Source organism: Rhodococcus sp. 06-462-5, from assembly GCF_002258315.1.
Lineage (GTDB): Bacteria > Actinomycetota > Actinomycetes > Mycobacteriales > Mycobacteriaceae > Rhodococcoides.
The window spans coordinates 380,756-402,973 of record NZ_NOYD01000001.1; the positions used below are offsets into that span (position 1 = coordinate 380,756).

The 22,218-nt window shown below is 64.7% G+C and carries 22 protein-coding genes and 1 riboswitch; of the genes, 13 read left to right on the top strand and 9 right to left on the bottom strand.

Going from position 1 to position 22,218, the window contains the following annotated elements; all coding sequences use genetic code 11:
- Nucleotides 1–34: 34 nt before the first annotated feature.
- Nucleotides 35–841: an IclR family transcriptional regulator gene (locus tag CH251_RS01895; RefSeq protein ID WP_094611546.1), complete on the bottom strand. Its 807-nt coding sequence runs from the start codon at nt 839–841 to the stop codon at nt 35–37.
- A 134-nt stretch (nt 842–975) separates the two neighbouring features.
- Between CH251_RS01895 and CH251_RS01900 the strand changes: the two genes are divergently transcribed.
- The 5 genes from CH251_RS01900 to CH251_RS01920 all read left to right on the top strand — a co-directional run bounded on the left by CH251_RS01900 (nt 976) and on the right by CH251_RS01920 (nt 6,069).
- Nucleotides 976–1,851, top strand: a complete 876-nt coding sequence (locus CH251_RS01900; RefSeq protein ID WP_094611547.1) for an oxaloacetate decarboxylase — start codon at nt 976–978, stop codon at nt 1,849–1,851.
- Nucleotides 1,852–1,856: 5 nt separating this feature from the next.
- Entirely contained in the window at nt 1,857–3,122 is a 1,266-nt protein-coding gene (locus CH251_RS01905; protein WP_373454898.1) for an aconitase family protein, read from the top strand.
- A complete protein-coding gene (locus tag CH251_RS01910) occupies nt 3,119–3,667 on the top strand; it encodes a 3-isopropylmalate dehydratase (protein ID WP_094611548.1) in 549 nt (182 codons plus the stop codon). The genes CH251_RS01905 and CH251_RS01910 overlap by 4 nt, the downstream gene beginning before the upstream one ends.
- On the top strand, nt 3,664–4,983 hold the full coding sequence (locus tag CH251_RS01915) for an MFS transporter (RefSeq protein WP_094611549.1): 1,320 nt from the start codon (nt 3,664–3,666) through the stop codon (nt 4,981–4,983). The genes CH251_RS01910 and CH251_RS01915 overlap by 4 nt, the downstream gene beginning before the upstream one ends.
- Nucleotides 4,984–5,064: 81 nt before the next feature.
- Nucleotides 5,065–6,069: an NAD-dependent epimerase/dehydratase family protein gene (locus CH251_RS01920; protein WP_094611550.1), complete on the top strand. Its 1,005-nt coding sequence runs from the start codon at nt 5,065–5,067 to the stop codon at nt 6,067–6,069.
- A 164-nt stretch (nt 6,070–6,233) separates the two neighbouring features.
- On the opposite strand, the gene CH251_RS01925 is transcribed toward CH251_RS01920, so the two are convergent.
- Nucleotides 6,234–6,800, bottom strand: a complete 567-nt coding sequence (locus CH251_RS01925) for a TetR family transcriptional regulator (protein ID WP_143537939.1) — start codon at nt 6,798–6,800, stop codon at nt 6,234–6,236.
- A 118-nt stretch (nt 6,801–6,918) separates the two neighbouring features.
- On the opposite strand from CH251_RS01925, the gene CH251_RS01930 reads away from it, so the two are divergent.
- Nucleotides 6,919–8,502, top strand: coding sequence for an MFS transporter (locus CH251_RS01930; RefSeq protein WP_094611552.1), 1,584 nt, complete (start codon nt 6,919–6,921; stop codon nt 8,500–8,502).
- A gap of 65 nt (nt 8,503–8,567) precedes the next feature.
- Here the strand turns inward: CH251_RS01930 and CH251_RS01935 are convergent, their stop codons facing one another.
- Nucleotides 8,568–9,326, bottom strand: a complete 759-nt coding sequence (locus tag CH251_RS01935; protein WP_094611553.1) for a GTP pyrophosphokinase family protein — start codon at nt 9,324–9,326, stop codon at nt 8,568–8,570.
- On the opposite strand from CH251_RS01935, the gene CH251_RS27335 reads away from it, so the two are divergent.
- Nucleotides 9,313–9,486 (top strand): hypothetical protein, encoded by a 174-nt coding sequence (locus tag CH251_RS27335; RefSeq protein ID WP_179273688.1) that lies wholly within the window; start codon nt 9,313–9,315, stop codon nt 9,484–9,486. The two genes, CH251_RS01935 and CH251_RS27335, sit on opposite strands and share 14 nt — an antisense overlap.
- A 253-nt stretch (nt 9,487–9,739) precedes the next feature.
- Here the strand turns inward: CH251_RS27335 and CH251_RS27340 are convergent, their stop codons facing one another.
- Together CH251_RS27340 and CH251_RS01945 are read right to left on the bottom strand one after the other, a co-directional pair.
- A complete protein-coding gene (locus tag CH251_RS27340) occupies nt 9,740–9,895 on the bottom strand; it encodes a DUF6131 family protein (RefSeq protein WP_094611554.1) in 156 nt (51 codons plus the stop codon).
- A 93-nt stretch (nt 9,896–9,988) separates the two neighbouring features.
- Complete coding sequence (locus CH251_RS01945; protein WP_256978755.1) at nt 9,989–11,938, bottom strand: helicase-related protein; 1,950 nt, start codon at nt 11,936–11,938, stop codon at nt 9,989–9,991.
- Between the two features lie 48 nt (nt 11,939–11,986).
- Between CH251_RS01945 and CH251_RS01950 the strand changes: the two genes are divergently transcribed.
- From CH251_RS01950 to CH251_RS01970, 5 genes are all read left to right on the top strand, one after another.
- A complete protein-coding gene (locus CH251_RS01950; RefSeq protein ID WP_094611674.1) occupies nt 11,987–12,700 on the top strand; it encodes a type 1 glutamine amidotransferase in 714 nt (237 codons plus the stop codon).
- Between the two features lie 9 nt (nt 12,701–12,709).
- The gene (locus tag CH251_RS01955) at nt 12,710–13,888 is read left to right on the top strand and encodes an alpha-hydroxy-acid oxidizing protein (protein ID WP_094611555.1); all 1,179 of its coding nucleotides are present in this window, start codon (nt 12,710–12,712) and stop codon (nt 13,886–13,888) included.
- Nucleotides 13,888–15,183 carry an alpha-amylase family glycosyl hydrolase gene (locus CH251_RS01960; RefSeq protein ID WP_094611556.1) on the top strand — a complete coding sequence of 432 codons (1,296 nt, stop codon included), beginning with the start codon at nt 13,888–13,890 and terminating at the stop codon, nt 15,181–15,183. Before CH251_RS01955 ends, CH251_RS01960 begins: the two co-directional genes overlap by 1 nt.
- 267 nt (nt 15,184–15,450) lie before the next feature.
- A riboswitch (TPP riboswitch) is annotated at nt 15,451–15,543 on the top strand.
- Between the two features lie 49 nt (nt 15,544–15,592).
- Entirely contained in the window at nt 15,593–16,354 is a 762-nt protein-coding gene (locus CH251_RS01965) for a 3-oxoacyl-ACP reductase (protein ID WP_094611557.1), read from the top strand.
- A 1-nt stretch (nt 16,355) separates the two neighbouring features.
- A complete protein-coding gene (locus CH251_RS01970; protein WP_094611558.1) occupies nt 16,356–17,624 on the top strand; it encodes an LLM class flavin-dependent oxidoreductase in 1,269 nt (422 codons plus the stop codon).
- A gap of 22 nt (nt 17,625–17,646) precedes the next feature.
- Here the strand turns inward: CH251_RS01970 and CH251_RS01975 are convergent, their stop codons facing one another.
- Nucleotides 17,647–18,231, bottom strand: coding sequence for a TetR/AcrR family transcriptional regulator (locus tag CH251_RS01975; RefSeq protein WP_094611675.1), 585 nt, complete (start codon nt 18,229–18,231; stop codon nt 17,647–17,649).
- Between the two features lie 87 nt (nt 18,232–18,318).
- On the opposite strand from CH251_RS01975, the gene CH251_RS01980 reads away from it, so the two are divergent.
- Nucleotides 18,319–19,254: a zinc-binding dehydrogenase gene (locus CH251_RS01980; RefSeq protein ID WP_094611559.1), complete on the top strand. Its 936-nt coding sequence runs from the start codon at nt 18,319–18,321 to the stop codon at nt 19,252–19,254.
- On the opposite strand, the gene CH251_RS01985 is transcribed toward CH251_RS01980, so the two are convergent.
- Genes CH251_RS01985 through CH251_RS01995 form a run of 3 tightly spaced genes read right to left on the bottom strand, consistent with a single transcriptional unit; the run spans nt 19,230 to nt 22,169 of the window.
- Nucleotides 19,230–20,159: an alpha/beta fold hydrolase gene (locus tag CH251_RS01985; protein ID WP_373454901.1), complete on the bottom strand. Its 930-nt coding sequence runs from the start codon at nt 20,157–20,159 to the stop codon at nt 19,230–19,232. The genes CH251_RS01980 and CH251_RS01985 overlap by 25 nt on opposite strands.
- A 7-nt stretch (nt 20,160–20,166) precedes the next feature.
- The gene (locus CH251_RS01990; RefSeq protein ID WP_094611561.1) at nt 20,167–21,273 is read right to left on the bottom strand and encodes a PDR/VanB family oxidoreductase; all 1,107 of its coding nucleotides are present in this window, start codon (nt 21,271–21,273) and stop codon (nt 20,167–20,169) included.
- A complete protein-coding gene (locus tag CH251_RS01995) occupies nt 21,270–22,169 on the bottom strand; it encodes a metal-dependent hydrolase (RefSeq protein ID WP_094611562.1) in 900 nt (299 codons plus the stop codon). The genes CH251_RS01990 and CH251_RS01995 overlap by 4 nt, the downstream gene beginning before the upstream one ends.
- Nucleotides 22,170–22,218 lie beyond the last annotated feature (49 nt).

The window sequence follows — 22,218 nt, forward strand, 5'->3', positions numbered from 1 at the left end:
GCTCTCTAGCTGGTTCAGTAGATCTACAGATAGTTCAATGTTCTCGTCCTGGCGCAGGTAGCGCCTCCGCCACACGGGACAAGCCCTTCGCGGAGGCCAGGATCGTCGCCACCTTCTCTCTCAGGGAATCGCCCTCGAAGGTCTCCGCTCGGCCGCCCACGCTGATCGATGCAACGACCGCGCCGTCTCGTCCGAGGATCGGTGCTCCGACGGCCGCGACGCCGGTGAGGTAGTCCGAGTTGCTCAGTGCGTATCCCTGCGATCGGATCTGTTCCAGACGCGTCAGCAACTCGTCGGGTGCGGTCGGTGTTCGATCCGTGAACGCAGGGAGGTCTTCGGTGAGCCAGCGGTCGCGAATCCGAGCGGAGAACGCGAGCATGGCCATCGGGCCCGCGGTGGCGTGATACGGCAGTACCGAACCGATCGAAATACCGGCGACCACAAGGGGATTGCTCCCTTCGTGGCGATCGATGCAAACGGCTCCCTCGTCCGCAGGAACCATGAGATACGCAGTGTCTCCGAACTTCTCGGCAATCTCCGACAGGTACGGTTGCGCGGCACCACGGATGTCGAGTTGGGTCAATGCCGACGAGCCGATCTCGAACACGGGCATGGCGATCCGATACGAGCCTTCGGTCGTTCGATCCACCCATCCGGCATGGATGAGAGTGGTCATCAGTCTGTGCACGGTCGTCTTGTTCATTCGACTTGCCGTCGTCAGGTCGTTGAGTGTCCACACCGGGTGCGTCGTATCGAAGTGATCGAGCAGTGTGCAGGCTTTGACGACGGCACCGACGATGTCGCGGCCGGCGTGGGTATCGGACTCGGTGGGAACTTCCACGTGTTGTTCCTTCCGGTCGGGTGAAGCGTCGACGCCATCCTACGAACCGATCGGCACCGGTGAGTCCACCTACCGGTATTGACTTGTGATCCGAGCCACTCTAAATTCGGAATACGTTCCGCATTACGAAATGGATGGTGCTCATGACCGCGACACTCAGAGATCTGACCGAGCAGGGCCTGGTGTACGCCCCGGGCGTATGGGATGGACTGACGGCGAAGCTCGCCGAACAGGCCGGGTTCTCGGCCCTGTGCGCCTCTGGCTTCGCTGTGTCGGCAGCCCTCGGACTCCCCGACGCCGAGCTGTACACGATGACCGAGAACCTCCAGGCGGTGCGCACCATCGGAGAGGCGTCCTCGCTCCCGCTGGTGGCGGACATCGATACCGGCTACGGCAACGCCGTCAACGCGGCCCGGACCGCAGGCCGATTTGCCGCCGCGGGCGTTCAGGGCGTCTTCATGGAAGATCAGCTCTCGCCCAAGAAGTGCCCCATCTGCGTGGGCGAGCCGGTGGACCTCATCAGCATCGAGGAAGCGTCGGGCAAGATACGGGCGGTGCGGGATTCGCTGCCGGAGCAGGTCCTGATGATCGCGCGCACCGATGCGCGTGGCGACGACGCGATCCGACGCGCAACTGCATATGTCGACGCCGGTGCCGACATGATCATGCCGGTCACGAAGACCTTCGAGACCGCCGACGAGTGGGCTCGCTGTCACGACGCCGTGGGCGTCCCGCTGATGGCGACATTGACCGCGTCGACGTGGACCGAGCGCGAGTTCACCCCGGAGGTGTTGCAGCAGATCGGCGTTCGACTCGCTCTCCTGCCTACTCAGGTGCTGATGGCCGCCACCGGAGCCGCTCGTGAGGCTCTGCGCCGACTCGCAGGCGGCGAAGCCCCGGCCGACGTCAGTGCCGACGCGTTGCAGCACCACGAGTTCGTCGATCTCATCGGCTTTCCGGAAGTCGAAGCAGCGCAACGCAAATACCTTCCCGCCGACTCGAAGGTGTGATCGGTATGAGTTCCGAAGCGCTGACGATGGTCGAGAAGATCCTCGGCCGAACCTGTGATGCCGACGTGGTGCACGCCGGTGAGAATCACGCCGTTCGGCCTGCTCGGATGATCGCCTACGACTTCCCCGGTTACACCGACGTGATGTTCCGGCAGATGCGCGAGGACTTCGGCATCACCGAACTCGACGACCCGTCCCGATACGTCGTCTTCATCGACCACATGCTCACCAAGAACAACGCCAAAGAACAAGAGGTGCATCAGGTCACGCGAGATTGGTGCGAGTTCTACGGCATCGAACTGCACGAGGGACGTGGCATCGGCCATCAGCTCACCGCCGAACTCGGACTCGCGACGCCCGGAGACTTCCTCGTCCACTTCGACGGGCACATCAGCGGAATCGGTGCCTTCGGCGCACTCGGATGGGGCATCCGGCGCGATCTGATCGAGGCCTGGGTGACGGGACAGCTCTACGTCGACATCCCGGCCACCACCCGGTTCGACCTGGTGGGTGAGTTCGGCCCCGGCGTCGACAGTCGCGATCTCGTCCATACGATCATCGACCTGGTCGGTGCGGACGGGTGCGCCCACCAGGTCATGGAGTTCGGTGGTCCCGGAGCGCGGTCGATGAAGATCGACCACCGCCAAGGTCTGTGCGGGATGGCGATGTTCACCGGAGCGGTCTCGGCGATCTTCGAACCCGACGAACTGTCGCTCGCGTATGCCCATGACGTTGCCCGGCGGGCGTTCACCCCCGTGCTCCCCGACGAGGATGCCACCTACGCGGCCCGCCACACCATCGACCTGTCGACCGTCGTTCCGCAGGTGGTGCAGCCCGGTTCGGCCCGTGCAGCCAACACGCATACCGCTGCCGATCTGGCCGGAATCCCGATCACCAAGGCGTTCATCGGCTCCTGTGCCAGCGGCCGCATCGAGGACCTGCGCGCGGCGGCTCTGGTGCTCGACGGGCGGACCGTCGCGCCCGGCGTCGAGTTGAACGTCGTTCCGACCTCCCAGAAGGTGCACGATCAAGCCGAAAGCGAAGGGCTGCTGGACATCCTGCGGTCGGCCGGTGCGCACATCGCGGTGTCGAGCTGCGACTTCTGCTTCGGATATCAGAAGCCCCTCGCGGCCGGCGAGAACTGCATTTCCACCGGGGTGCTCAACATCTCCGGGCGAATGGGCAGCTCCGACGCCAACATCTACATGGGCTCGCCCTTCACCGTCGCCGCCAGCGCCCTTGCCGGGACGATCGCGCAGGTCGGGTCATGAGCGCGTACCCGCCCCCGCCCGACGTCATCGACGGTGCGGTCGCGTGGATATTCGGCGACGACTTCGACATCGATCTGGTGGTGGGTGTCGCGAACATCAAGTCCTACGACCCCGATCACCTCAGGTCGGTCTGCATGGCGGCGTACGACCCGAGCTTCGTCGATCGAGTTCGACCCGGCGACATCATCGTCGGTGGGCGGAATTTCGGCTACGGACATCCGCACTATCCGCCGATGGTGGCGCTCCGCAACCTGGGCATCAGTGCCGTTGTGGCGGAATCGTTCTCGCCCGGATTCTGGCGTGGCGAGACCTTCAACGGTATGCCCCTGATCACCGTTCCCGGCATATCCGACGCGGTGGCCGTCGGTGACGATGTCAGACTCGACTGGCGTCGGGCCGAGGTGTCGAAGCCGGACGGCACCACGATCACCGGCCATCCACCGAATGCCCGAACCGTCGCCGTCATCGAAGCAGGCGGTTCGTACGAACTTCTGCTCTCCGAACACCGAAGCAAGCAACCACTCACAGAAGGATCAGCGCGATGACGAACACCGACCACTCCCGCGCAGGAGTCGCACCGCCCAAGGCGGACACCACGACCGCGCGCCGAGCTGCGCTGGCCGGAGGTGTCGGCACGCTCATCGAGTACTACGACTTCGCGGTCTACGGCTTCCTCGCCGTCATCATCGCGCCGCTGTTCTTCCCGTCCACCAGCCCCGGCGTCTCGATTCTCGCCACCTTGGCCGTGTTCGGCGTCGCCTATGTCGCCCGTCCGCTCGGCGGAATCTTCTTCGGCCGACTCGGAGACCGCAAGGGTCGTCGGCACGCCCTCGTCATCACCGTGGTGTGCATGGGTGTCGCCTGCGGCATTCTCGGACTGCTTCCCACGCACTCGAGCGTCGGCGTGCTGGCCCCCGTTCTGCTGGTGATCATCCGGCTCGCTCAGGGATTTTCGGCGGGCGGTGAGATCGGTGGTGCCGCAACCTACATCGCGGAATCGGCACCGCCGAACCGTCGTGGATTCTTCGGTTCGTTCACGCCGGTGGGATCGACACTCGGCTTCGCCGTCGCCGCAGCCGTCGTCGGGCTCGTTGCTCTGATCACGACCGACGAACAGATGTCGTCGTGGGGATGGCGCATCCCGTTCCTGCTCGCTCTGCCCCTGGCGTTCGTGTGTCTCCGTGTGCGGCTCAAGCTCGAGGACAGCCCGGAGTTCGAGGAGATGGCAGCCAAGAACGAGGTCGCCAAGAGCCCGTTGAGTGACGTGGTGAAGAAGCAACCGTGGTCGGTGCTACGCGTCGTCGGTATCGCGATCGCGATGAACGGATCCGGGTACATCGGGCTGACCTACTTCAGCGTGTATCTGATCAACGACCTCGGGTTCTCGAAGGACTCGGTGTACTGGACGTCGGCGGTAGCAATTGCGTTGGCCTGCGCCACTTTCCCGCTGAGTGGAATGCTGACCGACAGGTTCGGCCGCAAACCGGTGCTGCTGTTCGGCTATGTGGCGTACGTGATCATCGCGCTGCCGGTGTTCATGATTCTCGGTGCCACGTCGAGCATTGTGATCGTCGGCGTCGTCTACTTCGTCTACATGGTGCTCAACGGTGTGGTGCAGGTCCCGGCCTTCCCGCTGTTCACCGAACTGTTCCCGCGATCCGTTCGCTACACCGGAGTGTCGTTGGGCTTCAACATCGGAACGATCGCCGCAGGCGGAACTGCACCGTACGTTGCGGCACAGTTGGTCGAATCGACCGGCAACGCCATGTCACCGGCGTACTGGGTGATGGGCGTGTGTGCCATCGGTGTTGCGACGGTGCTGACCATCAAGGAGACGGGACACAGCAAGCTTCCTGTGTAGCTGGAGCTGCTCTGCTGTCAGCAGCGATCCCATCAGGCTGGTCGACGGCAGTGCGGACCGGATGACCGGCACACTGGGTACATGAAGCTATTGGTCCTCGGCGGCAGTGAGTTCGTGGGGCGAACTGCCGTCGAACATGCTCTCGATCTGCAGTGGGACGTCACGGTACTCAATCGCGGCACGACCCCGTCGGATCCCCGGGTCACGCAACTCCGTGGAGACAGACGCGCGACCGGTGGGCTGAATGCGATTCGAGAAGGTAACTGGGACATGGTGTTCGACACCTGGTCGTGGGAGCCGAGCGCCGTCGAGCGGTCGTCGGCGATGCTCGCCGGTCGAGTCGATAGCTACATCTACGTCTCGAGCCGATCCGTGTACGACGCGCCGGAAGCAGGAGCGAACGAGACCTGGCCGACGGTCCACGGGCCTGGCGAGGACTATGCGCGCTGCAAACTCGGCGGTGAGCAGGCCGCTGCTGCAGCGTTCGGTGCTCGGGCGCTGCTGGTCCGAGCGGGTCTGATCCTGGGACCCTACGAAAATATCGGCCGACTTCCCTGGTGGCTGAACAGAATCGGGCAGGAGCGGAGCCTGCGGAGTGACCCGAACAGACGCGCTGGCGATGTGCTCGCGCCCGGTCCCGTCGACCTGACACTGCAACATGTCGATGCTCGCGATCTCGTTGCCTGGAGTCTGGATGCAGCCACCCGGGGTCTCGGCGGCGCGTACGACGTGGTGAGCCGGCCAGGTCATGCCACGATCGACGACGTTCTGCAGGCCTGCATCCAAGCCACCCGCTCCGACGCTCGGCTGTGCTGGGTGGAGCCGGACGTACTCAGCGCTGCAGGCGTGCAGCCGTGGACGGAGCTCCCGATCTGGATTCCGCCGGGGGCCGACCATGATTCGCTGCACGCATCCGATGTCTCGAAGGCATTCGCTGCAGGGCTCCGGACTCGTCCGATTCAGGAGACCGTCGCCGACACGTGGATGTGGTTGCAATCGCTGAACGGGCGGACGCCGATGAGGGACGATCGGCCGCCCGTCGGACTCTCGGCCGAGCGTGAGGCGGCAATTCTGGCGGGGCGGTGAACTCGGCAGACGCGCGCGGAATCGTCGGACGCGTTCGGAATTGCCACAGGATCGGTGTCGAAATCGCGCGCGTATGACGAATGCGCGCGCGTTTGCGGGAAAACCGGCCCCGCTACTCCACTATTCGCCACTCTCGACTCGAAGCTAGAGAACGATAGACAACGCTACGGGGCGCAGAGTCGTCGCACCGCGCCCTCGATGATCGACGCCCGGCGCTGGTGTTCGGTGTCGTCGACGGGTCCGCAGTCGCTACCCGGAGCGGTCATCCACGACGAGGTGATTCCGAAAATCATGGTGAACAGGTCGTCGACGGTGAAGGCGTCGGAGATCAGCCCCTGTTCCTGTGCGGCCGTCATGGCGCGTCGTCGCTCGGCGATCACTGCGTGGATGTCGTCCGCACCCGCGACCGCCATGCCGCCCTGAAGTTGCGTCCACAGCAGCAGTCGGTGTTCCTGCGGATTCGCGGCGAGGTGCAGATATTCGCGCGCGGCGTATCCCCCGAGATCGTCGACGGTGAACGGAACCGACTCCAGGAAGCGCGCGAATCCGTCTTCCACCACGGCCCGGAACAGAGCTTCCTTGTCTCCGAAGTACGCGTACAGGCGTTCCTTGCTTGCCTTCGCCGAGACTGCGATGCGATCCACCCGTGCCCCGGCCAGCCCGTGCTCGGAGAACTCTGTGCGTGCGGCGACGACGATGCGGGCGCGGGTCGCGCTGGCGTCAGGCTTCATGGCGGCCACCCTACCGCCAACCAACTAGTTCGTTTGACACACGATGCCGAGTGGCTTACCTTTTCGATCGGGACATCGTCGTGCCCAGAGAATCAACGAGTACGAGTGGGGTAGCAACATGTCGCAGGTCTCCGGGCGCGAGTCGCTCGAAGAGAATCCGAATTACGAGCGCCGATGGCTGGTGCTCTGCATCGTCGCCATCACACAGCTCACGATCGTGCTGGACGGCACCATCGTCAACATCGCCCTACCGCAGGCGCAGATCGACCTCGGCATCAGCGACACCAGCCGCACCTGGGTGATCACCGCCTATGCGCTGGCGTTCGGTGCGCTGCTGCTGCTCGGTGGCCGCATCGCGGACTACTGGGGACGCAAGCGGTCGTTCATCGTCGGCATGGCCGGCTTCGCCGTAGCCTCCGCAGTCGGCGGACTTGCCCAAGAGGGCTGGCAGCTGTTCATCGCCCGCGCCGGCCAGGGTGTCTTCGCCGCACTGCTCGCACCGGCAGCACTGGCCATCCTGACGGTCACGTTCACCGACACCAAGGAACGCGCCAAGGCATTCGGCGTGTTCGGCGCGATCGCCGGTGGCGGCGCAGCCGTCGGCCTGCTCCTCGGCGGAGTGCTCACCGAGTACGCGAACTGGCGCTGGTGCCTGCTCGTCAACATCCCGGTCGCCGTGATCGCCATCGCCGCCGCAGTGCCGTTGGTCAAGGAGAGCAAGGCTCACGGAGACACCCGCTACGACCTGCCGGGCGCGATCCTCGTCGCACTCGGACTGGCATCGCTGGTCTACGGCTTCACCGAAGCCGAAGACGGCTGGGCGACGGTACCCACCATCTCCTTCATCGCACTCGGCCTCGCTCTTCTCGCTGCCTTCGTCGTGGTCGAGTCGAAGTCCGACAACCCGTTGCTTCCGATGAGTGTGCTGCTCGACCGGGACCGCGGTGCCGCGTACATCGGATCCGCCGTCATCGGTGCCGCACTGCTCGGCGGCACGTTGTACCTCACGTTCTACTTCCAGATCGTGCTCGAGATGAGCCCGGTGATCGCCGGCGTCGCGTCGCTGCCCATGACCGGCGGCATCCTGATCACCGCCGCGATTGCCTCGGCGCTCGTGCCGAAGATCGGGCCCAAGCCGCTGATGACCGTCGGTCCCGTCGTCTCGGCGATCGGCCTGCTGCTACTGACGCAGATCGGTGTCGACACCTCGTACTGGACGCACGTGCTCCCCGGCGTCGTGCTGCTCGGACTCGGCCTGGGTCTGCTGATGGTTCCGATGCAGAACGTTGCGCTCATCGGCGTCCCCGATCACGACGCGGGTGCCGCATCCGCGTTGATCAACGCCACCCTGCAGGTCGGCGGCGCACTCGGCGCAGCGGTGTTCACCACGGTGTACACCTCGTCCAAGACGTCGTACCTGGCCGACAACCCGGCACCGACTCCGCCTGCCGGGGTTCCCGCCGAGGCTCTCGCAAGCCAGGAGATCCCGAGCGACGAGGTATTGGCCTCGCTGCCGGAGCCGATCCGCAACTTCGTGCTGGCCACCATCGATCACGCCTTCGCAGCCGAGGTATCGGGCTACGCCTGGGCCTTCGGCACCGCCGCAATCCTGGTCGCGTTGGTGTGCCCGGTCGTGCTGGTGCTCGTCAGGGCCAAGAAGGACGACCTGCCCGTCGGCGACACCCCGGTGCACATCGGATAGCTCTCGCAGGACACACGCCCCGCTGCTCAGCCGTCGAGCAGCGGGGCTCGTCGTCGTGTGGGTCGCTACTCCGGGTCGATCGCGTCGGCCTGCGCGGTGAGCAGCATGTGCAACAACTCCGGCGGTAGGGCCAACGGCGGCATCGAACCGAGGGTGATGGAGTTCTCGGCATCGCCGTTGAGCTCCGTCACCTCGTCGTGCAGTCTTTCCATCTTCTCGTCGAGCTTGTTCGCGCTCTCGGCGGCCTCGGTCAGTTCGGCCAGCAGAGTGGGCGGAATTTCTCCGCGGTACTTGTAGAAGATCTTGTGTTCCAAGCTTGCCCAGAAGTCCATCGCGATGGTGCGGATCTGCAGTTCGACGAGCACCGGTTGGACGCGGTCGGACATGAACACCGGAATCTCGACGATCAGGTGCAAACTCTTGTAGCCGTTGGGTTTCGGGTTCGCGATGTAGTCCTTGATCTCGACGACGCGCACATCGCTCTGGCTACTGAGCATGTCGGCAATGCGGTACGTGTCGGAGATGAAGCTGCAGGTGATGCGCACTCCTGCGACATCGAAGATGTTCGCCCGGATCGCATCGAGGTTGAGGGAACAGTTCTTTCGCTTGGCCTTGTCGAGAATGCTCTCGGGTGTCTTCAACCTCGACGAGACGTGTTCGATGGGGCTGTAGCGGTGAATGTGGGTGAATTCCTGCTTGAGGATGTTGATCTTGGTGATCAGCTCGTCGATCCCGAACTTGTAGCTCATCATGAACCGCGTGAAATCGTGTCTCAGTTGACCCAGGTCGACCGCGGTTTCACTGTTCTTCATGACCTCGTTCATGGACACGATTGTCCACGACGGCAGGTCGGGCGCGCGCGGCGCGCGAATCGAAGCTCGCATCACTGCACGACGGGCCGAGTTCGGGAGTGAATCTCACGAGGCCGCAGGATTGGCACTGATGCGTCCGGTGATGCCCGAGCTCACACGAACATGCCCGTGAACCGACGAGAACCGAACCGGCGACGAGCCGATGACCGTTGCCACACCGCGTCGGTGCTCTCTCGGCCCACCTGTCTCCGACGCGGTACAGAGAGCCGGCCGCAGGCTCTGGTTCGAGTGCCATCGCGCGCGACCGCCTTCGAGAATCCACGTCGTTCGATCTGGACCGCCCGAAGTGGCTCCGCTGGCCGCATCGCCAACTCCGGGGGCACGCTCAGACTAACAGAAATCGAACGTGTGTTCTAACTCGTGGGTCAAAACCAGGTCTTGCGGCCACCGACTGCGCGGCCCATCGAACCGAGCAACGTCAGAACCGCGCCGACGACCACCAAAATGATGCCGATAGTCGTCAGAATTGAAATGCCGGCGAAATAGCCGATGAGGGCGAGGATGATTCCGAGAACGATCATGACTACTCCTGGTGCCAAAGTGAGCCCGCTACCGACGAATTGCCGATGGGACCGAAGCTACGCCACCGAGATGGAGGAATGGTCACAATTATCCTATTCTCCGGCATCCACTCTCGCTGCGAGGAATGCTTCCGGATCGATCAGATCCGCCTGCCCGACGATCGATCCCAGGTCAGCGATACGTTCGATACCGGTAAGCACCATCTCCTCTTCCACCGTGCCCTCGGCGTAGCCGTAGTAGCAGGTCGACGTCGTGTGGTTGTGGTCCTTGTCGATGCGGTTCGCCCGGCCCTCGATCTGCCTGATGTCGATGGGTGTCCACCTCGGGTCGTGAATCAGCGTCACGCGTGGGGCGAGGGTCGACACCGTCCCCTCCGGAAGCAGTAACTCGTTGGTGTGCAGATTGATCGCACTGGTGGTGGTCGACACGATGACCGACGCGTCGCCGGTCTGAAAGCGTCTGATCGACGCCTCCTGCTCGGGGCTGCTCATGGAGCCGTCGACGACTGCGACATCGAGACCCTCGTCCCGCAGTGTCTGCGCGAGCGCAGCGACCGACTCCCGATAGAACATCGAGACGAACACTTGATTGCCGGCCTTGACCCACGTCCGTACCTGATCGGCCGACGCGGGAATGCGCAAGTACGAACACTTCTGGCGAAACCGCAGCGTCGCGGCGCGAGTGCTCGGGTTCTTCTGCAGCACCCGCTTGCCGCCGACGGCCTTCCAGATCGGTAGCCCGACTTCCTTGCGGTAGTCCACCCACGCAGAGTTGTACAGCCGCTTCTGGGCGGCAGTGAGTTCCTGCCCGAGCGGTTCGCGGGGAGTCGGCGGCGAGGGACGCGAAATCGACCACGGCACAGTGCCTCCCGACAGCCAGCCGTGCACGGACGCGATGTCACGTGCGCGGCGGGCCGCGTCCTCGGGCTCCCAGCGCCACGTCGTCAACCCCGTCGTCGCCTTGCCCGCCTTCACGGCGAACCCGGATTCGATGAGGAACTCGGCCCACTTCATCGTCACCGCGTACCCGAGGTACTCCTCGTCGCCCAGGATCTCGACTCCGCGACTGCGCTCCACCGCCCGAGCCATGTACGCGAAGTGCAGCGGCTGATAGCCGGGCGTGGCAGACATCCACACCACCGAGCGAGCAGCCTCCTGATACCGCCAGAGAATCTGAGACTGCTGCGATTCGATGTTCATCAACGCATGCGACTCGTCGGCGATCACCACATCGATGTCGAACCGCAATTCACCGAGTGAGATGGTCCGTTTGTTCTGTGTCCGTTTGCGTTTGCCCAGGTCGGTCTCCGGCGGAACGGACAGAAGCTTCTTCGTCGACTGGTAGGTGATGAGCAGCCAACGCTTTCGCTCGGACGGCTCGATGTCCGCCTCGCTGTCTGCAATGGTTCGACGCCACCCCGGCAACGCGCCCTTGGGGGCCACCACCAGCACCGTGCCGATCTCGGCGGCCGACATCTGCCGGACGGCCTCGCACACCGCGAGGGTCTTGCCCAGACCCGTCGAATCCATCTGCGCGAAGTACGGGAACCCGGCCTCGAGGGCGGCGAGATGGCGTCGTACGGATTCGAGTTGGGTGTCACGCGGCTGCATCGCCCGCTCCCGCACCACCTCGTCACGCCAATTCTCGTTGGCGTCGTCCTCTAACCACCGCTGCAGGCTGTACGGCATCGACTCGTACGGCTGCAGATACTCGGGCAATTCGGTGCCGTAGTACGCGAACACCCGAGGACCGGGATACCAGCGCGCCCCGGCCGCGCCTGCCGCCGACCGATCCTCGAACGGGACGTCCAGCACCCAGACGCGCTCACCGGGATCGGGCACCCGAAGATCGGGGGCAGAGGTCTTGCGCGGTGAGGTCTTGCGCGGGGCTGCCCGCTTGCGAGGTGCGGCCTTCTTCGCCGCTGGTTTCTTGTCCGCAGGCTCACCGTTCTTGGCGGCCGCGAACTTTCGCGCAGCGCTGCTCTGCCCGGCCTTGACGGTGCGGGCAGTGGTGGATCGGGCTGTGCGTCTACGAGGTGGCATCGGATCCAGTCTGTCGTACGGTGTGCACGAACACCGTAAAGGAGCCCTGTGACATACACGAACGACCCGCGCGCCGTAGTACTCGTCCACGATCAGGATCCGGCTCTCGCGCGCCGCGACATCGGCACCCTCGACGCCGAATTGCGCAGCAGGGGTTTCCAGTTGGACGTGCATTCCTTCGACCACAGCCCCGGCACCGCACCGCCGTCGCTGTCCGACGCGCAGTTGCTGGTGGTCATGGGCTCGCCGGACGCTGCGTACGACGACACACTGACCTGGCTCGCGCCGGAAATCGCATACGTACGGCAGGCCATCGACGCGCAGGTCCCGATCCTGGGCGTCTGTTTCGGTGGTCAGTTGCTCGCTCGGGTGATCGGCGGCAGCGTTCGCAGGTCCGAGCATCCCGAGTACGGTTTCGTCGACGTCGAGACGTCCGATCCCGAGCTCATCGCCCCGGGCCCGTGGATGGAGTTTCACGGAGACACCTTCGTCGCTCCCCCGGAGGCGACGGTGATCGCCCACAACGAGGCCGCGCAACAGGCGTTCGTCCTCGGACCGCACCTCGGACTGCAATTCCACCCCGAAATCGACCTCGACACCTACGACGCGTGGGCCGCTGCGTGGGACCGCGACGGCGTCGAACATGCGGTGGACGTGCACGGCATTCGCCGCGCCATCGCGGACGCCGAACCTGCAGCTCGGGCGCGTTGCTCGGCTCTGGTGGACGCATTTCTCGCCCGATCCTCGGCGGTGCCCCGGTAGGGTCGAACGATGACCGAGGCCAGGCCCAGCAACTTCAGCGATCACCAACTCGGCATCTACGCCGCCGGGATGTTCGCCCAGCAGACACCGTCGATCACCACCAACCTGGCGCGGCTCGAGGACCAGGCTGCCGAGAAGCTCTCGCCCGAGGCTCTCGGCTACATCGTCGCCAGCGCGGGCAGTGGCTCGACGGCTCGTGCGAACCGGGCTGCTTTCGACAGGTGGGCCATCGCACCGCGGATGCTGCGCAGCTCGGCTGCCCGCAACCACGCGTGCACCGTGCTCGGCACCGACATGCCTGCACCGCTGCTGATCGCTCCCGTGGGCATTCAGACCCTCGCCCACCCCGACGGTGAGCTCGCCACCGTCCGCGCAGCTGCGGAACTCGGTGTGCCGTACATACATTCGACGCAGGCCTCGCATTCGTTCGAGCAGATTGCCGAGGCGGGCGGCGACGCTCCCCGCTGGTATCAGCTCTACTGGCCGACGGACGAGTCGGTGCTGCTGAGCTTCCTGCAGCGCGCGAAGGATTCCGGTTTCAGCGCGCTGGTGCTGACGCTCGACACCACCTTGCTGGGCTGGCGGCCCGCCGATCTGGACCGTGGTTACCTCCCGTTCTTGGCCAACCTGGGTATCGAGAACTACCTCAGCGATCCGGCGTTCCAGGCCGGGCTGGCACAGCCCGTCGAGGAGAATCCCGTTGCTGCCGCGATGCATTGGGCGCAGATGTTCCCCAACCCGGGTTTGTCGTGGAAGAACCTCGCGTTCCTGCGGGAGCACTGGGACGGCCCGATCGTGCTGAAGGGAATCTGCACGGTCGACGACGCGCGAGAGGCCGCTGCGCACGGAGTCGACGGCATCGTCGTCTCCAACCACGGCGGTCGTCAGATCGACGGGGCCAGAGCATCACTCGACGCGTTGCCGTCCATCGTCGACGCCGTGGGCGACCAGCTGACGGTCCTGTTCGACTCGGGAGTGCGCACCGGGGCCGACATGGCCAAGGCCCTGGCGCTCGGTGCCGATGCGGTACTGCTCGGCCGCCCGTTCCTCTACGGACTCGCACTCGGTGGGCAGGAGGGCGTGGCGCACGTATTGCGTTGTCTTCTGGCCGAATTCGATCTGGTGACCAGCCTGTCCGGCCATACCGGTGCGGGCGAGCTCGGCCGCGACTCGATCATGGAGTCCTGATGGAGTGGACGAAGCACGCCATCTGGTGGCACCTGTACCCGCTCGGATTCACCGGCGCACCGGTGCACGGCTGGGACGGTGAATCCCAAGCGGATCTGCACCGGCTGAACAGAATCGAGAAGTGGCTCGACTACGCACTCGAGCTCGGCGCGTCGGGCATCGCCCTCGGTCCGATCTTCGAGTCCGAGAAGCACGGCTACGACACGGTCGATTACTACCACGTCGACGGCAGACTGGGCACCGACGAGGACATCGACTCGCTGATTGCCGCAGCGCACTCCCGCGGCCTGAAGATCATGTTCGACGGCGTCTTCAACCATGTGGCGCAGAGCTTTCCGAAGTTCCGAGAGGCACTCGACGAGGGCCCGGACTCCGAGGCCGCGCAGTGGTTCCACCTCGACTGGTCCGGCGACGAGCCGACGCATCGCAACTTCGAGGGCCACGACGAACTGGTTGCGCTCAACCACGAGAGCCCGCACGTGCAGCAGTACGTCGTGGACGTGCTCTCGCACTGGCTGGGGCGCGGCGTCGACGGCTGGCGGCTCGACGCGGCATATGCGGTGTCGCCACGCTTCTGGGCCGCGGTACTGCCGAAGGTCCGGGAAAAGCACCCGGACACATACTTTCTCGGCGAAGTCATTCACGGCGACTACGACCGAATCGTCTCGGCCTCCACGCTGGATTCGGTCACCCAGTACGAGCTGTGGAAGGCAATCTGGAGCGGTCTGAGCGAGAAGAATTTCTTCGAGCTCTCCCATGCGCTGGAGCGGCACAACGGGTGGCTCGACGCCTTCGTCCCCGCCACGTTCGTCGGAAATCACGACGTCAATCGCATCGCCAGCGTCATCGAGGACGAGCGACATCTGTTGCACGCGTTGGTGGTTCTGTTCACCGTGGGCGGTATGCCGATGATCTACTACGGCGACGAGCAGGCGTTCAGGGGCATCAAGGAGGACCGCGTAGGCGGCGACGACGACGTGCGTCCGGAGTACCCCGACACGTCCGAGGATCTCGCCCCGTACGGCTGGCCGGTGTTCCGAATTCACCAAGAGCTGATCGGGTTACGGCGGCGAAACCCGTGGTTGTACTCAGCCCGCACCGAAACTCTCGAACTCACGAACACAGCACTCGTCTACCGAGCTTCTGCGGACGGCGAGTCGATCACCGTGGCACTGAATCTCGGCGACGACGCGATCGACTACGCGGTCGAGGGCAGCGAGGTGCTGGCCGGGGAAGCGGGCCTGAACGACGGGCGAGTGAACGTTCCGCCGCACGGCTGGGCCGTCATCGGCTGACTGCCCTGGCCGCTTTCGCGCGGTCGAAGAATGCCGGCAGATGCGGCAGCTGTTCGTCGGTGACGGTGAACTTCATTCGGTCGCCCGCTAGCCGATGCGGTGGTCGAGGACGAAAATGACGTTCTCGTCGAGGCGATACTCCAGGTAGACGCGTTCGGCCCTGGCGGCACAGTAACTTGTCATCGTCGTATTCGGGTGTCTATCAACTGGGCTAGAGAACCGTATCGACGGCAATGCAGCGCCCAACCGAGGCCGGTGGGTACAGTCGAGCGCGACACGGGGTGCCCCCAGGGGCTGAGAACACACCCGTCGAACCTGATCTGGTTAGGACCAGCGAAGGGAATGTCGTGACGTTTCGGTATTTCCTGTCCTTCGCGTGGGTCCCGACCTCGAACGAGAGGCGAGGCGCATGAAATTCGACGAGCAGACGGTCTTGGTGACCGGCGGTGGCCGTGGACTGGGAGCAGCGATCACGGCGGCATTCTCAGGTCAGGGTGCGCGCGTGGTGATCGATTACCGCAACAGCAAAGATGCTGCCGAAGCACTGGCGGACCGACTCGGCGAGAACGCGATCGCAGTGCAGGGTGACGTCACCGACGAAGGCGATGTGGCTGCACTGTTCGACACCGCCCGTGCACACTTCGGCACCCCGATCACCACCGTCGTCAACAATGCGCTGGCCGATTTCTCCTTCGCCGGCGATGCCCGGCCCAAGGCCGACACCATCACCTGGGAACGCTTCGACGCTCAATTGCGTGGCAGCGTCCGCGCGGCGTTGCTCACCACCCAGGCGGCACTGCCGGGTATGCGCGAGGCCGGGTTCGGTCGAATCATCAACGTGGGCACCAACTTGTTCCAGAATCCGGTGGTGCCGTACCACGACTACACCGCCTCCAAGGCCGCACTGCTTTCGCTGACCCGCACTCTGTCCGCGGACCTCGGTGCAGACAACATCTCCGTCAACATGGTCTCGGGCGGACTGCTGCGCACCACCGACGCCAGTGCCGCTACCCCGGTCGAGGTGTTCGACTTCATCGCCGCCTCCACTCCGCTGCAACGCGTCACCACGCCCGAGGAGTTCGCCGATGCCCTGCTGTTCTTCGCTTCGCCGTGGGCGCGGTCGGTGACCGGCCAGAATCTCGTCGTCGACGGCGGCTTGGTCAAGAACTGACATGCACCTCAACGCATTTCTCTACGGTTGCGGCCACCACAGCGCCGCGTGGCGGCATCCCGGTTCGCGAGTGGAGGATCTCGGCGACATCTCCTACTACGAGGAACTCGCGCAGCTCGCCGAACGGGGAAAGTTCGATGCGGTGTTCTTCGCCGACGGACATTCGGTGCGCGACCCGGCCGGAGCCGGCACGTGGTTCCTCGAGCCGATCACCGCGCTGTCGGCCATGGCCGGGGCCACCACGCACATCGGTCTGGTCACCACGGTGTCGTCGACGTTCTACACCCCGTTCCATGCTGCACGCATGCTGGCGTCGCTCGATCACATCAGCGGCGGCCGGGCGGGCTGGAACGTCGTCACCTCCATGTTCGACGCCGAGGCACGCAATCACGGAATGGACGTCATCCCCGCTCGTGAGGAGCGCTACGCGCGCGCCGAAGAGTTCGTCGATACGGCTCTGGCGCTGTGGGATTCGTGGGATGCCGACGCATTGACGCTCGATCGAAGCGGACAGTATGCGGATCCGGCCAAGGTGCACTCGATCGACCACGACGGCAAGCATTTTCGAGTCGACGGCCCGTTGACGGTACCGCGGTCGCCGCAGGGCAGGCCGGTGCTGTTCCAAGCCGGGGCGTCGGGGCCGGGTCGCGAACTGGCGGCGAAATACGCCGAGGCAATCTACGCTGTCGCCTACGATCTCGTTGCAGCGCAACGCTATTACGGGGACGTGAAGACGCGGATCCGCCAAGCGGGTCGCGACAGCGCGGCGGTGGGGATCATGCCGGGTCTGGTGACCTATATCGGCTCGACCGTGGACGAAGCCCGCCGAAAGAAAGCCGAACTGGATCGGCTGCTCCCCACCGAGCAGTCGTTGGCGATGCTGTCGACGTTCACCGGGCAGGACTGCGCTGCTTGGGAACTCGATGCTCCGGTACCGAACCTGCCGCCGGCATCGGAGTTCACCGGACCGCAGGGCCGCTACGAGACAATCCTGCGGATCGTCGAGAAGGACGCTCCCACCGTGCGGGAACTGCTCGGTACCCTCGCGGCCGGCGGAGGCCACGCCACGATGATCGGCACACCGGAATCGATTGCAGACGAGATGCAGTCCTGGATCGGCCGTGGTGCCGACGGATTCAATCTGATGTGTCCGCGATATCCGGACTCCCTCGAGGACTTCGTGGACCATGTGGTCCCGATCCTGCAGCAGCGCGGCGTCTTTCGATCCGACTACACCGCGTCGACGCTGCGCGGGCACCTGGCTCGCTGATCGGATTCACCGATTCACCGACTCACCGAGCAGGCCCGAAGACCCCCCGATCGACGAACGTCACCAGAGCGTCGAGTCCGTCGTCGGGCGAGCCCTGCCACAGCCGGGCGAAATTCTCTGCTGCACCACCGATCAGCATCGCGGTGGTGGCAGGGGACGCCGGTAGCTCGACGCCTGCCCTCTCGAAATTCGCGAGGCGGACGACCCACGGCTCGAACTGAACCTGCGTGAATCGCTGTACTCGCAGTGCGAAGTCTGCATTGACCAGAGCTGCATCGCGGAGGGCATCGATCACCACTCGGTGCCGAGTGAGCAACTGCCAGAACACTTCCACGTGCGGACGCATCGTCGGGTGCTCGCGCGCCGACGGGTCCTGAGTGGCGACGATGACGTCGGCGTCCTCACCGATCTGCTCGGCGAGGGCGAGCAGCAGCTCCTCCTTGCTGGAGTAGTGGTTGTAGAACGAGCCTGCCGCTCGTCCGGCTTCGCGGGTGATGTCGACGATCTTGGTGTTCAGGTATCCGGACCGGGCGAACACGACGCGGGCGGCGTTCTCCAGTTCGACCCGGGTTCGTCCGGCCTGTTGCGCCCGTGTTGTGGCGGCCATCTCTGCTCCCTGCCTGTTGACACCTCTGCCGTCACGATACACACTGAATCACGATTCAGTGAATGCTCATTCGTCGAAGGAGTCGTTGTGAAGGCAGCAGTTCTGACCGAATTCGGGATACCGAGATACGCCGACCACGGGCATCCGGTACCGGCCGATGGCATGGAGGTGGTCGACGTGGCGGCGGCGACGCTCAATGCCGTCGACATCGCCATCGCCGCAGGAACCCATTACCTCAGCCCGCGGTCGCTGCCCACCGTCAGCGGTATCGAAGGCGCGGGCACCACGCAGGACGGTCGCCGAGTCTATTTCTGCCCGCCGGTCCCGCCGTACGGTTCGATGGCTCAGCAGGCGTTGGTACCGACGGCGTCGCTCATCGAGCTACCCGACGGGCTGGACTTCTCGACCGCCGCGACGCTGGGCAATGCCGGCCTTGCGGCGCTGATGCCACTGACCCACGGTGGTCGAGTGAAGGAAGGGGAGAGCGTTGTGATCCTCGGTGGCACCGGGGTCGTCGGACGCCTGGCAGTGCAAGCCGCGAAGCTGCTCGGAGCGGGATCGATCACCGTGGTCGGGCGCGACGAGGTCGCACTCGAATCCACCCGCGAACTCGGGGCCACGGCGACGGTCACCATCGGAGACAAGAGCCTGGACGAGCTCGGCTCGGCCATTCGGCAGGCATCCTCCGGCGCGGACGTCGTACTCGATTACACCTGGAGCACAGTCGCTTCGGCGGCACTGCGCGCAGGAAACCGACTCGTTCGTCTGGTGCAGATCGGCGATCGAGCCGGTGCCGAAATCACTCTACCGGCGCAGCTTCTTCGATCGCTCGGGGCGACCATCGTCGGTTTCATGCCGCTGCACTACGGGCCCGATGCCACCTCGCAGGCCTATCGAACCCTGACCGACTGGGCCGCGGCCGGCGAGATCACCGTGGAGTACGAGAACGTCCCGCTGGCCGAGGTGGCGAGCGCGTGGAAGCGAGCCCCACTCACCCGTCACAAACTGATATTGGTCCCCTGACCGGCTCGAGTGTCCAACGAGTCGATGAATTTCCTTGTCAATCGAGCGATGTCGTCGGCATGGGAGATCGGCGACCAGTGTCCGGCTGGAATGTCGTTGCGGGTCAAATCTTTCACCCACTTGTCGGTGTCGTCGTAGTGGTACGGGCGCACCGCGACGTCCTCGGTGTTGACGATGAGGTGTACCGGGATGTCGATGTACCGATCCCGTGGATTGCCCAGAATGGGAAGAATGTTCGCGCGGTAAAGCTTTGTTCCGTTGGTGGCGTCCGACCACAATGTGGGGTTCTGGGTGACGAGCTTCGGGTCGACTCCCGAGAACTCTTCGAGGAATGCAGGCCAGCCCTTGGCGAACTGTCGCTTGATCCGCAGCGTCGACAGCCCGGGGATGTGGAAGGTGACGGTGTACCACGACGCGCGTACCTGGGCGAGCACCTGCTTGATGCCGGTGAGGGTGGGTCTGCGTAGCCGCGACTGCGACCACTTGCCGAGGTGATCGAGATTCGGCCCGGAAATCGATGTGTACGAGCGGATGCGGTCCTTCGCGCGCGGCTGGGCGGCGGCTTCCCAAACCTCCACGGCACCCCAGTCGTGGGCGAGCACGTGCACCGGGGCGTCGGGGCTGACCGCGTCGGCGACAGCGTAGAAATCCGAGGCCAGACGCGCCAACTTGTACGCCGACTGCTCGGTGGGGACCGAGCTGTCGCCTGCACCGCGGGAGTCGTAACTGATCACCCGAAAGCGGTCCTCGAGCTGGGGGACGATGTGGCTCCACAGCTCGTGGGTATCGGGCCACCCGTGTACGAGGACGATGGGGTCACCGTCGGGGTTGCCGCTCTCGAACACCGCCAGTCGGATTCCCTCGTTGACGACCGTCGTTCGAACCGCGTTGCTGCTCAACAGTATTTCCGTTCTATAGATCGAGTACGAGACGCCCGCTACGAGCACGCGAGACGCAGATGAGCATGTGATCACGTTGTTCTTCGGGAGTCAGCCGAGATTCGAGATGTTCGGGCTCACCCGACAGCACCCGAACCTTGCAGGTACCGCAGAAGCCCTGCTGGCACGAGTACGCGATATTCGGTTTCTGTTCCTTGACGGCCGTCAACACCGACGCGTCGGCCGCGACGTCGAGCACGGCACCGGTGCTGATCAGCTGCACCTCGAACGGAGTGCCGTCGAGAATGGGTGGCGGGCCGAAACGCTCGAAATGCAGTGCGGTGGACGGGCACTGGCGAAAATCGCGGCGGACGGCGTCGAGCATCGGGGTGGGGCCACAGCAGTAGACGGCACCTCCCGCGGGTGCGCGCTGGAGTAATTCGCCCTCGGTGGGGTAGCCGTGCACGTCGTCGGTGCGAACGAACACGCGGTCCGACTCCCAGCTCTCGATCTCGTCGAGGAAGGGCATCGTGTCGCGAGATCGACCGCAGTACACGAATTGCCAGTCCATGCCGAGAATCCGCGCAGCTCTGACCATCGCGATGATGGGAGTGATGCCGATACCACCCGCGACGAACAGGGCGCTGCCCTCACCGACGAAAGGGAATCCGTTGCGGGGACCGCGGACGGTCACCTCGGTGCCTGGCTCCAGCCCGTGCATCTCGATGGATCCACCTGCGCCGGTGGGGATTCGACGCACCGCGATCCGGTAGGAGCTGCGATCGGACGGGTTGCCGCACAACGAATACTGGCGGCGGCGGCCGGAGGGCAGGTGCAGATCGAGATGGCAGCCCGGATGCCAGATCGGCAGCTGCTCCCCCGTCGGCGACGCAAGGGTGATGGCTGCGACATCGTTGTCCTCGGCGACGATCTCGCGTTCGGTGACGACCAACGTCAACGCGGAATCGGGATTGTGGCCGGCGACGGCCTCGTCGTACTCCGCACCGGCAGCCGCACGCATGTATCCGTTGAGAAACGTGCCGAGGAGCTGCATCGAGCGATCGGGATGTGCCCGTCCACGCAGATCGGGTGGCGCATCCTTGGGAAGCAGTCGCGGGACGCGGCGCGAGGTGAGCTTCACCTGGCCGCAGCCTGCGCGGCAGGCGAGGACGCGAGGTACCGGACGGCCTGCGCGGTCGAGCCTTCCTGGCTGGGGTGGTACGACTTCCTGAGGTAGCGCGACATGCTGCGACCGACGTGCGTCAACGCGGGAAGGGTGCCGCGCCTGACCGACTTCCGCCACAGAGCCGACCGAGGCTTGCGCACGGATTTCGGCGCAGACTGCAGTTCCGGGTCGTTCTTCATCAGGAAGATGATCCCGCGCATCCAGATGTACGCCATCAACGGCACGACCAGCACGAAGGTGCGAAGGCGACGGACCTCGCGCTTGTCGAAGTAGCGGAGCGTGTCGTACGCGACCGAGCGGTGCTCGACTTCTTCGGCACCGTGCCACCGCAGCAGATCGAGCATGGTGGGGTGGATTCCTGCGCGATCGAGACCGTCTGCGTTGAGCACCCAGTCGCCGAGGAACGCCGTCACGTGTTCGATGGCGGCGATCAGGGCCAGGCGCTCGACCAGGTTGTTCTTCGACCGCAGGCTCGTCACCGAATCGGCTCCGAGTACCTTGCCGAAGGTCCATTCCATCTGATCGGTGAACGGCTTGGGGTCGAGCCCCTTGGCCTCGAGGTGAACGAGTACACCGGTGTGGGCCTCGGCGTGCACGGCCTCCTGGCCGATGAAGCCGATGACGTCGTCGCGCAGCTTCTCGTCGTCGATGTACGGCAGGGCCTCTTTGAACGTGTCGACGAACCAGTGCTCACCGGCGGGCAGCAACAGATGCAGCACGTTGAGCACATGCGTGGTGTACGGGTCACCCGGCACCCAGTGCATCGGCAGATCGGTCCAGTCGAACTTCACGTTCCTGGCCTGCAGCATCACTTCGCCGGGATCCGACGCGACGGTGTTCCGTTCGTTCATCGAGCCACCTCCTCCACATCCGCATGTGTGGCCGATGCCACAGTGCGCG